Consider the following 12820-nt stretch of genomic DNA (forward strand, 5'->3'; position numbering starts at 1 on the left):
ATGAAAATGATGAAAAAATTATACTACATACTTTTTGTTTTTTGCAGTATCACCACTCTTTTTGCCCAAAAGAAAGTTAGTGTTAAACAAGCCAATTCATTGTTTGAAAGCAGGTCTTATGTAAAGGCAGCAGAGGCTTATGAGCAATTACCTCAAACAAAACAAAATTTGCAAAATCTTGGAGATTGTTATTATTACAATTTCCAAATGAATAATGCAGTTCGCGCATACGGACAATTGTTTTTTACCTTTAAAGACAGCGTCAAAAAAGAGGTTTTCTTCAGATACGCTAATGCTTTAAAAGGAACTAAAGATTTTGAAAAAGGGGATGCTTTAATGACAGAATATATAGGTTATGAGCAAAGTACAACTAAATTCATGAAAAATGTAACCCGAAACATACCTAATAGTTTTAAGTTACAAATGATGTCAAAAAATAAGACTAATGGCGATTTCGGAATCTCATTCTATGGCGATAAAGTAGTGTTTGCGTCGGTTAGAAATGGTGTAGAGAACGCATATGGTTGGAATGACAGACCCTATCTCGACTTGTTTTCAGCATTTGTAAACACAGAAGGGCAACTTGTGAAAGTAGAACCGTTTTCTGATGTTATAAACACCAAAAAACACGAAAGTAATGCTACGTTTAGTGCCGATTTAAAAACCATGTATTTCAATAGAACTGGCGAAAAACAGATTAAAGTTGGTGAAGAAAAAGTGGCAATGGTTAAAATTTATAAAGCGGAATTAGTAAATGGAAAATGGGCAAATGTAACAATGGTACCTTTTTCAAGTGATACCTATTGTGTACAGCATCCGTTTTTAACTAAAGACGGTAAGAAACTTTATTTTTCGAGTGACATGCCTGGTACATTAGGTTCGTTTGATATCTATGTTGTAGATGTAAATGATGATGGAACGTATAGTCAACCAAGAAATTTAGGAGAAACAATCAATACAAATCAAAGAGAGCAATTTCCCTTTATAACCGCAGACGGAACACTATATTTTGCTTCAGACGGGCATCAAGGAAATGGTAACTTAGATGTTTTCATGAGTTTGAAAATTAGTGATGCCGAATTTGATAAACCACGGAATTTAGGATCAACGATTAATAGCGAAATGGATGATTTTAATTTTATTTTAGACGAGATAAAGGATCAAGGATATTTTGCCTCCAACAGAACTGGTGATGATAATCTCTATACTTTCATAAGAGAGGATAATAAATTGCAATATTTGGTTGAAGGTGAAGTTCGAGATATGAAATCAATGCAACTCTTACCTGGTTCTACCGTAAAATTATATGATGAAGCAGGAAATCTACTAGAAGAAGTTGTTGTTGGTAAAGACGGTACTTTTACATTCAATATAGAGCCAAATAAGAAATATAAAATCATGGCTTTCAAAGATTTTTATATTCCAGCTGAAGCTACATTTGATACTAGCCAAAAAGGAAAAGTTTACATAGACTTACAGATGAAAGTTGAATCGTATTATGATGCAGAAGACATTATTAATAAACAGCCAGACGGTTCCGTACTAATCGAACTTGAAAATATTTACTTCGACTTGAATAAATGGGATATCAAACCACAAGCTGCCCAAGTATTAAATGTACTGTTAGGCATCCTCAAAAAGTATCCATACATGGAAATCGAAATTGGCGCTCATACCGATTCACGAGCCTCAGATATGTATAATTTAAGGCTTTCGAATAAAAGAGCCGCTGCTGCTTTAGACTATTTGGTGCAAAATGGAATCGATAGAAAAAGATTACGCGCTATTGGTTATGGAGAAACGAAGCTTTTGATTATTTGTCCAAATAATGATTGTACATCAGCAGAACATTCCATAAATAGGAGATGTACCTTTATGATTTTAAAATAAAAGTTAGTTAGATTGTTGTTTTGTTAGATTTTGAATTTTGGAAGAATGCACACCGAATTTTAGTGTGCATTTTTTTTGCTATAATTCACTTTTAACCTCTATTTTTGTATATATTCTATTCCGTATGAAAAAATTTCTTCCATTTGTTTTCTTGTTTTACATTTTAACAGTTTCAGCTCAACAACGCCCAAAGCTAGTTGTCGGTATTGTAGTAGATCAAATGAAAATGGAATACCTCTATCGATTTCAAAATGATTTTTCGGAAAATGGTTTTAAACGATTGATAAACGATGGTTATACTTTTTATAATATGCATTATAATTTTATGCCGACTTACACTGCACCAGGACATGCCTCAATATATACTGGAACAACGCCATCAATGCACGGAATTGTAAGCAATGAATGGTTCAGCAGAACCTTAGGTAAAGAAGTCTATTGCACCGATGATGCCTCAGTAAAAGCTTTGGGGGAAAGTAGTAAAACCGAAGGCGAAATGTCACCTAAAAACTTGCAAACTACAACCATTACAGATGAACTAAGATTGTCAACCAATTTTAAAGGAAAAGTTATTGGCATCAGTATTAAAGATAGAGGCGCTATTTTGCCCGCTGGCCATTTTGCTAATTGGGCATTTTGGTATAGCAAAACAGGAAACTTTATTTCGAGTACGTTTTATGCTGCTGCTTTACCTGATTGGGTAAATGATTTCAATGCCAAGAAAGGATATATGAATTATATTAATCAAGGATGGAATTTATTTAAACCTTCGACAACTTATGATGAAAGTATGTCTGATGATAATCCGTATGAAGGGAAATTATATAAAGTGGACAAACCTGTTTTTCCCTATGACTTGAAAGCAATGTATGATAAAAATGATGCTGGAGTTTTACGCACAACACCTTTTGGAAATGACTATGTAGCAGATTTTGCCAAATTAGCGATCGAAAAAGAGTCGCTTGGAAAAGATACTGATACCGATTTCCTTGCTTTAAGTTTTTCTTCTACCGATTATGTAGGCCATATTCTTGGACCTCGTTCTATAGAGTTACAAGACACCTATTTGCGTTTGGATGTAACGATTGCTGATTTCTTACTCTATTTAGATAAAAACGTTGGCAAAGGAAATTATTTGGTTTTCTTAACTGCAGATCATGCGGGTGCTGAAAACGCCCGATATCTTAAGGACAATAAATACGAAGTAACCAATATAGAAGGTAAAGAGGCAACTAAGAATCTAAAAAAATTCTCAACGGATGCTTTTGGAGAAGACTTGGTTTTAGATTATGGTGGTTTTAATCTCTATTTTGACAAAGAAAAAATAAAGACGAAAAATTTAGATTTGGTAAAAGTTAAGCAGGCTTTTAAAGATTTCTTAATGACACAGAATTATGTAAAAAGAGTATATACAGAGGAAGAAATTCTTGCCAATTCTGGAGCTGACTATCATCTAAATTGTATTGCTAAAGGCTATGATGTCACCCAAAATGGTGATATGATTGTGTTAGATAAACCAGGTTATATAGAATACGGTCCAACAGGAACGTCTCACGGAACTACCTATAGCTACGATACGCATGTGCCATTACTATTTTATGGTTGGAATATCAAAAAAGGCGAAAGTCATGATAGAAAAGTAATTACGCAAATTGCTCCAACTTTATCTCAGTTACTAAAAATTACCCAACCCAACGGAACGGAATCTGAGGTTTTGACAGAGATTTTGAATAAATAATTTTTTCATTTTTGTCATTCCGTCTCGACTTTTTAGGCGAGAGAGGAATCTCATAATTATTTTAAAATACTTTTGCTTTGTTATTAATCAGATGATTACTTCATCAGTATCACAACTTTAAAGGTTGTTTTATACATCAATCAAAATCTGATTTTGAAGTAAATCATCAAAAGTTTCGCGCTCGCGAATTAAATGGCCTTTTCCATCTTTCCACAATACTTCTGCAGGTTTGTAACGCGAATTATAGTTGGATGCCATAGAGAAGCAATACGCACCAGCATTTTTAAAACAAAGTGTGTCGCCTTCATGGATTTCGGCAATTCTACGATTATTGGCAAACGTATCCGTTTCACAAATGTAACCAACTACAGTATAAAAACGCTCTTTGCCTTTTGGGTTAGAAATGTTTTCTATTTGATGTTGTGATCCATAAAACATGGGACGAATTAAATGATTAAACCCACTATTGATACCAGCAAAAACAGTAGATGTGGTTTGTTTCACCACATTCACTTTGGCTAAAAAATACCCCGCTTCACTTACCAAAAATTTACCTGGTTCAAATGCCAAAGTAAGTTCTCGACCATATTCTTTTTCGAATGCCAAGAAACGTTTGGAGAGTTTTTTACCTAATTCTTCAATGTTGGTTTCAATATCGCCTTTTTTATAAGGAACTTTAAATCCAGAACCAAAATCAAGAAACTCTAAATCTTTGAATTGTTTAGCAGCATCAAACAGTATTTCCGAAGCATACAAAAACACTTCAATATCTAAAATATCAGAACCCGTATGCATGTGAATGCCGTTGATGTTCATTTTGGTATTCTCAACAATACGCAACACATGTGGAATTTGATAAATAGAAATCCCAAATTTACTATCGATATGTCCAACCGAAATATTCTCATTCCCGCCAGCCATCACATGCGGATTGATGCGAATACAAACAGGAACTTTGGGATATTTAGCACCAAAATGTTCTAAAATCGAAAGGTTATCAATATTAATTTGAACCCCCATTTTAGCCACTTCTTCAATTTCTTCAAACGAAACGCCGTTGGGAGTAAATATTATTTTATCTGGAGTAAAACCAGCATGCAAACCCAATTGCACTTCCTGTATAGAAACGGTATCTAATCCGGAACCTAAACTTTTTAGCAATTTTAGAATAGAAATATTAGACAACGCTTTCATCGCATAATTGATGCGTAACTTTTCTACCTTAGAAAAAGCATTCGTTAAGCGTTGGAATTGAAACGCAATTGTATCAGCGTCATAGACATATAATGGATTCCCGAAGGTTTCAGCTAGGTTAAGTAAATCTTTGGGTTGCATGGTATTATTTTTTGGCAAAGATATGAAATAGCCTTTAAAAAGTGAGACGTTGCAAAGCAACGTCTCAAAAGTAATTTAATACAAACTCGGAAACTGATTCGGTTTTGCCTCATGCATAATGGCATATACTTTTTCAAAAACATCTTCTGCCGAAGGTTTCGAGAAATAATCGCCATCGGTTCCGTATGCAGGTCTGTGCGCTTTTGCAGTTAATGTTTGCGGTTGACTATCTAAATAATTATACCCTTTTTGCTCGTCTATAATTTGTTGTAAGATGAAAGCACTTGCTCCGCCAGGAACATCTTCATCAATAACTAATAATCGGTTTGTTTTCATGACGCTTTTCACACAATCATGATGAATATCAAATGGCAATAAGGATTGCGCATCAATTATTTCTACTACTATTCCTATTTCTTGTAATTCTTTGGCCGCTTGTTCAATAATTCGCAAAGTTGAGCCATAAGAAACAATAGTAATATCACTTCCTGTTTTGATGGTTTCGACTACACCAATGGCTGTTTTAAATTCACCTAAATTAGTTGGCATTTTTTCTTTTAATCGATAACCGTTTAAACATTCGATAACTAAGGCAGGTTCATCCGTTTCTAACAATGTATTGTAAAAACCTGCTGCTTTAGTCATGTTTCTCGGAACCAAAACGTGGATGCCACGAATGGCATTAATAATCATTCCCATAGGTGAACCTGAATGCCAAATGCCTTCTAAACGATGCCCACGCGTCCTGATTATTAAAGGTGCTTTTTGTCTACCTCTGGTTCTGTATTGTAGGGTTGCCAAATCATCACTCATGATTTGGATAGCATATAATAGATAATCTAAATACTGAATTTCAGCAATGGGTCGTAAACCACGCATAGCCATTCCGATTCCTTGTCCAAGAATCGTAGCTTCTCTGATTCCAGCATCAGCCACACGAAGTTCTCCATATTTCTCTTGCATGCCTTCTAATCCTTGATTCACATCGCCAATATTTCCTACATCTTCCCCAAAAACCAAGGCTTCAGGGTGTTTTGAAAAAATAGCATCAAAGTTATCACGCAAAATCAAACGTGCATCTACTTCTTCAGCATTTTCATCATAGGTTGCAGCAGTTTCAGTTGCTTTTAGTACATTTTTATCCGATTGGGAGAATAAATGAGAACTGAATTTGGGTTGGATTTTTTCAGTATAATTTGTAATCCATGTTGCCAATTTCTTTCTGCTATTTTCATTGACAATCAATCGTAACACTTTACGAGCGACTGTTATAATTTCTTTACGAATAGGTTCTTTAATAGAAGCTAAATCATGGGCTTCTTTTTCGATAAAAGATTTCTTATCACTTGTTGCGGCAATAGTATTTAATAACGAAACCAACTCCTGTTGTTCTTCCTTCATTGGAGTAACAAAAGCAGTCCAAGCGGCTTTCTTTCCTTCTAAAACTTCTTTTTTAGAATTGGTTTCAAGGGTTTCTAATTCTTCAGCACTTGCCAAATCATTTTGTAACAACCAAGTTTTCATTTGGGAAACACAATCAAATTCGGTTTCCCATGCCAATCGTTCCGAATTTTTATAACGCTCGTGTGATCCTGAAGTGGAATGTCCTTGCGGTTGAGTTAGTTCTTGAACGTGAATTAATACCGGTACATGTTCTTCACGAGCAATTTCGGAAGCTTTTTCATAAGTAGCAACTAATGACGGATAATCCCAACCTTTCACCGTTAAGATTTCGTAACCATTTGCAGTAGCATCACGCTGAAAGCCTTTCATAATTTCAGAGATACTTTCTTTAGTGGTTTGATAACGTGCGTGTACCGAAATTCCGTACTCGTCATCCCAAACACTAATTACCATTGGCACTTGTAACACTCCAGCGGCATTAAAGGTTTCAAAGAATAATCCTTCAGAGGTGGAAGCATTTCCAATTGTTCCCCATGCTACTTCGTTTCCGTTGTTAGAAAAATTTGAAAAATTTTCCAATCCACGAACATTTCTATAGATTTTCGACGCTTGAGCTAATCCTAATAATCGTGGCATTTGACCGGCAGTTGGAGAGATATCAGCACTAGAGTTTTTTTGTTGGGTAAGATTTTTCCAATTGCCATTTTCATCAATAGAATGAGTGGTAAAATGTCCACCCATTTGTCTTCCGGCACTCATAGGATCATGCTCCAAATCAGAATGGCCGTATAAACCAGCGAAAAATTGTTCGATTGACAATTGACCAATGGCCATCATGAAGGTTTGATCACGATAGTAACCCGAACGAAAATCACCATTTTGAAATGCTTTAGCCATTGCCAATTGCGGCACCTCTTTTCCGTCACCAAATATCCCGAATTTTGCTTTTCCAGTAAGTACTTCTTTTCGTCCCAAAAGGCTACATTCTCTACTAATTGTGGCAATTTTATAATCATTTAAAACTTCTTGTTTGAAGTCTTCAAAGGTGATTTCGGTTTTGGATGTAGTCTCAGACATAGTGGTAGATTATTTCAAGAAGTAACAAATTTAACTAAAAACTGATTATAAAGTATAATCTCTAGTAAAAATATAATTTTAATTATCTGTAATTTCTCTGCTTCATAAACGATTTATGTTGAGAATTATGCATTAAAAGAAACATAATTTAAGAGTATGTTTAAAAATGTAATGAATCATGTGATTTTTAAAACCACTTTCTTGTAAATAAGCTAACTAAAGTATCTGGTTGAAATGTTATTATAAATCGTATTCTTTCACCATAATTTTGTTGCCCTATTTCCCAACCATTACTAGAATAAATTGGTAAGTATAGTTCGAAATAATCAGTAACTAAATTAAGCCGTATACCACTATCATATACAAATTGAGCTGGAATATTTTTATTTTTAAACGCACCAATATCACCATAGACTTCTACCCAATTCCAAACATTACAACTAAGATTAGTAGTTGCCATCCAACGGTTAGCAAAACGAGTTTCAAAAATTGATTTAAAAAAACCATCGGCCACAATTGATTGTTGACTAAAAATACCCTTAGTTTCTGATCTTCCTAAGTAGTCGCTTTCAAATAAATAATCAGATGGTCTGTCTAGGCCAAAATCAAAAAAATTTGTTGTCGTGGTATTGTATAAAAATGTTCCTGCAAAAACTCTGATATTTAATTGTCTGTTGTTATCAAAGAGTCTACGGTATTGCATTTCTGCTTGTAATTTTCCAAAATTTTTGGAGAATTGTGTTTCTGTTATAAAGTTATAATGATTTGTTATTTCGGTTCTTCCGTTATAATATTTTGCTGAAAAAACAGAATAGTTTTCGGTGTTTTCGGATGTTGTAAAATTAGATTTTTCCCTATCGATAATCGTTTGTTTGAATGTTATACTTTGAATTTTATTATCTCTGTAATCATCAGGACGAATTCTGAAATTGATAATGGGTGTTACTTTAAAGTATCTAGCTTCGGGTGCATAGTGAAACGTATTTCCGCTCAACAAATAACGAATATGATATAAATTACTATTCCGATTGAATTGGTTAAATAAGATTGAACCTTTTCCGGTTAAACTTTGGGTTTTTGTTGAATAGGTTGGATTGATATCAAATATAAAAGGTTTGTCAAGAATGGTTTTATTATGAAACCGCATCCCAGGATAAAATCCGTCATAGATATTGAACTCTAATGTTGGTAGATAAATAATTTGATTATAATTAGGATCTTCTAAATCTTTAAAAAATATAAATTTTATTGGCCTATTACTTAAACGAAGACCTTTTAATGATCGCCAATTGTTTCGTAGATTAAATTCGGGAACTTCATTTTTATAGTTAATGATAATTCTATCAGCTTCATTTCTAGAAATAGTATATAAACTGTCTTTAGGCAAAGCATCTATCCATTTTTTGAATACAATTTCTCTATTTTTTGTGCCATAAATTGAAATAGGAACATTGGTTTCTGTTTTGTTTTTTAACCGAAAGCTAATGCTGTCTTTTGTCTTTGTTACCGCATCAAATTTATAGTCAAATGTTTCTCTAGAATTAATTATTTTGTCAAAATACCAATCTATTTTTTTTGTGGAATTTTGTTTTAGAAGCGATTCAAAATCATCTGCGGAACGTTGTTGTTTTAAATTAGCATTATAAAAAACAGGAATGGTTTTATCTACTAAATTGCTTTCGGAATAGTCGTTTAGATATTTTAAACTTAAACCAGAACGGTATTTTGAGGCTATTTTTTCGTTAAATTTAATTAGTTTGTCCTTGGGTATATTAAGTTGTTGGTCTAAATTTTTTCGAGCCATCAACATATAAAAATAACTGTATTGGCCATTAAAATCTAAACTTACTAAATTGTATCCTTTGACAGGTTTAAATTTAGAGACATTCCCCATCATTTTAATTCCAGGATAAAATTCTTCGATATATTTCATCATTAAATACACCTGCATTCCGTCGTAAATCCAGTTGTCGTCTCTCGGATTTAAATTAATGGTGCTATGAATAAACGTATTTATATAGGTTTTTAAAAATTTTATTTCATACATGAATTCGTCTGGGAATGGCGCAATAAATGCAGGAAGCTGATTTAAACCATAAAAGGGATTTCGCTCGTAATCTATTTTTGAAACAACTATTTTTTTGTTGGGATAATTGCCAATTCTTTCATTTACCCAATTAGAGATTTTATCAATAACAAGTGCACGCTGAAGATCATTAATTCGATTATCTTTAAAATTGGTAACGACTTCAACTTTTTCGTTTTTGAATATCTCAAATTCTTTTTTTGAATCAATAAAAAGTGAAAAATCCATTCGGTTTTTTCCCGAAAATGAATAGTGTTTTTGATTATTTACTATCTCTAGTTGAATCTCATCTAAATCAGAAACTGCAGCATTTTTTTGATTTATTTTTAGTAAAAGGTCATAGTCACAAAGGGCATTGGCAATATCATCCAGATTATTATTATTGTTTTTTACAAATGCTTTATTCTCATAACGAGCGGGTGTTAAAAACCAATTTTTTAGATACATTCCACCATCATCATAATAGCCATATTTTGTAAACCGCGCATTTGGAATTTTAACAGTATAGGTCAGATAAAGCGTAATTTTTTCCTTTGGAAGAAGTTTAGATTGAAGTCGCACTTGGATGACATCTGCTCTATTTTCATTACGTTCCCAGGTGAGGAATGATTTTTCCTGATTTGAAATGGTAATGTTTTCAGTTCGTCCACGATCTTTCTCTTTGGCCAGATGAAACGCACGCTCAAATTCGTCTGCAAATCGTTTTCCGATATCTGAATTTTTATTGCCATACGCATTCATCCAATCATTTAAAACAATATTTGTGAGCGTGTCATTTGTTTGATTAAAAAAAATTAGTTCTTGAAAAACAGTAGCTGTTTTTTTTTCGTCATCTACTTCTACTACCATTTTAGAATGGTGTTGGGCTGAAACGAAATAACCAATTAAGAGTATTATGTAGTGTAATTTTTTCAAGGTTTTGTTTTGGGTTTAAAAAAGGCATTAAAAACAACCTTGGTAAATTCAATTGCACCAGCTTTATTCATGTGGCCGCACGTTGAAAAATAGGCATCGGCTGTTACGGCATTTTCAAATCTACGAATTTCTGGATAAACAGATTGAATATGATTAAAATAGTCTCTATTAATAGTACTCATGCACATCGGCGTTGTTATTGCAATTAAATTGATGTTGTTTTTTTTGCAAATGGCTTTTATTTCTTCGTAACCAATATTCCTTTTGGGATAGTATTTTGATAAATCTGCCGGAATCATTTTCCCCGGATTTGATTTCAATGGATTAAAACCCCCATTTTCTAAAGCATTGGTTTTTTTATGAACAAGTGAATAATACATTTCCCTAAAGCCAATACGTGCATCATAATGCAAATACCTGTAAAACGGAAGGTAAAGTAATTTATTATATTCTGGAATAGTTTTATAATGGTTTCTAATAATTTTAGATTGATGCAAATAAGGCATAAACAGAGAACGTATTGCTTCAGAATGGTCATTTGTATTAATATTTAAATCGACTTGAAGGATTAAATTTTTGATTTTGTAATTGCGTTCTACCATCAATTTTAGCATCAAAGCGGATTCTTCAAGTCGGGAACGCGTAACCCCAAAATTAAAAGTTTTATAGCCGTTGTCATTAAATATTTTGGGTACTAAATGATTATTCATTCTTGACGAACCTAAAAAAACAACATCATAGTTTTTATCTTTAGAATGGTATAAATAACTGATTTTATTTCGGTCATTTGTTTGTTCGTAAACAACCGTATACACGATGTCGAGCACCACCATTGTTACTATAAGTAGGAATAAAGCTTTTACTATGAATTTAAAAAATGATTTCATTAAAATTGAAAATAAATAAATTCTTTATAATCCGAAAAAACGCCCAAAGCTACTATAGAAGCTAAGCATAAAGACAACTTCAACCCGCTAAATCTTCCCGATATAGGTTCTATTTTGGTTCTGTTATTCCATTCTACAATAACGAATAGAAATAACATTAAAACAATTTCATAACTATAGCGTTCAATCCTTAAATATTGTTCAGAAAACTCTAAGTTTGTAAACATTCGTTTGATATAGGTTATAGCATCGTGAATGGTTTTAGCTCTAAAAAATATCCAAGCAAAGCAAGTAATAGCAAAGGTTGTCAGTATATTAAATAGAATTCTCAATGACGATAAATTGAAACCCAATTCAAACGCGTCAATATTGTTTCGGTTTCTATTTAATAACAATAGCGGAAGGAAATACAAGGCATTGATAAACCCCCATGCAATAAATGTCCAGTTAGCGCCATGCCAAAATCCACTGACAAGGAAAATAATAAACGTATTTCTAACTTTTAACCATTTTGAACCTTTGCTTCCGCCTAATGGAATATATAAATAGTCGCGAAACCAAGTAGTTAATGATATATGCCATCGCCTCCAAAATTCAGCGATATCTCTAGAAAAATAAGGATAGTTGAAGTTTTTCAGTAAATCAATTCCAAAGAGTTTAGAAGTTCCTAAAGCAATATCGGAATACCCCGAAAAGTCTCCATAAATTTGAAATGCAAAGTACACTGCACCTAAAATCAAAGACAATGAATTCATCGAATTGGAGTGATTGAAAATTTCGTTAGCATAATTGGCACAGGTATCAGCGATAACCACTTTCTTGACCAAACCCCAAACTATTTGATAGATTCCTTCTTTAGCTTTTTCAAAATCGAATGCTCTCTTAGCTTTTAATTGCGGTAACAAATGCGTCGCTCTTTCTATTGGACCAGCTACAAGTAAAGGGAAATAGCTCACAAACAATGAATAATCAATAAAGTTCCTTTCTGATTTGATTCGGCCATAATAAATATCAATAATATAGGATAGCCCATGAAAAGTATAAAACGAAATCCCGACTGGAAGAATCACTTTCAGCAAAAGAGGATTAGCATGAAATCCAACAGCATTCAATAAATCTGTGAATGAAGCAATAAAGAAATTATAGTATTTGAAAATTCCAAGAAAACCAATATTGATAGACACACAAAGCCATAGCCAAAATTTCCGCTGGTTTTGTGTGTTGCTGTTTTCAATTTGTATGGCAGAGAAATAGTCAAGCAACGTTGAGAAAATCAACAAAAATAAAAAGCGGTAATCCCAACAAGAATAGAAATAATAACTCGCAACAATTAAAATATAGTTCTGAGAAGTCTTCGATTTATTTGGCATGAACCAATACAACAGAAATACTATTGGAAGGAAAATGGCAAAATGAAGCGAGTTGAAAAACATAGGGTATATAATTTTCAAAAATCAAATTCCAAATTCCATAGCAGATAGTATTGGA

The 12820-nt window shown here is 33.2% G+C and carries 7 protein-coding genes; 2 read left to right on the plus strand and 5 right to left on the minus strand.

Going from position 1 to position 12820, the window contains the following annotated elements; translation table 11 throughout:
* The first annotated feature begins 6 nt into the window (after positions 1–6).
* Positions 7–1890, plus strand: a complete 1884-nt coding sequence (locus tag ACIQ2L_RS04695; RefSeq protein ID WP_396156908.1) for an OmpA family protein — start codon at positions 7–9, stop codon at positions 1888–1890.
* A gap of 124 nt (positions 1891–2014) precedes the next feature.
* Positions 2015–3628, plus strand: a complete 1614-nt coding sequence (gene pafA, locus ACIQ2L_RS04700) for an alkaline phosphatase PafA (protein ID WP_396156910.1) — start codon at positions 2015–2017, stop codon at positions 3626–3628.
* Between the two features lie 129 nt (positions 3629–3757).
* Here pafA and lysA read toward each other — a convergent pair whose 3' ends face one another.
* The 5 genes from lysA to ACIQ2L_RS04725 form a co-directional block, all read right to left on the minus strand.
* Positions 3758–4963, minus strand: coding sequence for a diaminopimelate decarboxylase (gene lysA / locus ACIQ2L_RS04705; protein WP_396156912.1), 1206 nt, complete (start codon positions 4961–4963; stop codon positions 3758–3760).
* 75 nt (positions 4964–5038) lie between these two features.
* On the minus strand, positions 5039–7444 hold the full coding sequence (locus ACIQ2L_RS04710) for a thiamine pyrophosphate-dependent enzyme (protein ID WP_396156914.1): 2406 nt from the start codon (positions 7442–7444) through the stop codon (positions 5039–5041).
* Positions 7445–7631: 187 nt separating this feature from the next.
* Positions 7632–10445, minus strand: coding sequence for an aminopeptidase (locus ACIQ2L_RS04715; RefSeq protein ID WP_396156916.1), 2814 nt, complete (start codon positions 10443–10445; stop codon positions 7632–7634).
* Complete coding sequence (locus ACIQ2L_RS04720) at positions 10442–11332, minus strand: hypothetical protein (RefSeq protein ID WP_396156918.1); 891 nt, start codon at positions 11330–11332, stop codon at positions 10442–10444. Before ACIQ2L_RS04720 ends, ACIQ2L_RS04715 begins: the two co-directional genes overlap by 4 nt.
* Positions 11332–12765, minus strand: coding sequence for an MBOAT family O-acyltransferase (locus ACIQ2L_RS04725; RefSeq protein WP_396156920.1), 1434 nt, complete (start codon positions 12763–12765; stop codon positions 11332–11334). The genes ACIQ2L_RS04720 and ACIQ2L_RS04725 overlap by 1 nt, the downstream gene beginning before the upstream one ends.
* Positions 12766–12820 lie beyond the last annotated feature (55 nt).

This window comes from Flavobacterium sp., assembly GCF_044369455.1.
GTDB lineage: Bacteria > Bacteroidota > Bacteroidia > Flavobacteriales > Flavobacteriaceae > Flavobacterium.

Excerpts from the sequence above, each read along its gene's own strand:
- ACIQ2L_RS04695 (WP_396156908.1), top strand. The coding sequence starts at position 7 with ATGATGAAAAAATTATACTACATACTTTTTGTTTTTTGCAGTATCACC.
- pafA (WP_396156910.1), top strand. The coding sequence starts at position 2,015 with ATGAAAAAATTTCTTCCATTTGTTTTCTTGTTTTACATTTTAACAGTT.
- lysA (WP_396156912.1), bottom strand. The coding sequence starts at position 4,963 with ATGCAACCCAAAGATTTACTTAACCTAGCTGAAACCTTCGGGAATCCA.
- ACIQ2L_RS04710 (WP_396156914.1), bottom strand. The coding sequence starts at position 7,444 with ATGTCTGAGACTACATCCAAAACCGAAATCACCTTTGAAGACTTCAAA.
- ACIQ2L_RS04720 (WP_396156918.1), bottom strand. The coding sequence starts at position 11,332 with ATGAAATCATTTTTTAAATTCATAGTAAAAGCTTTATTCCTACTTATA.
- ACIQ2L_RS04725 (WP_396156920.1), bottom strand. The coding sequence starts at position 12,765 with ATGTTTTTCAACTCGCTTCATTTTGCCATTTTCCTTCCAATAGTATTT.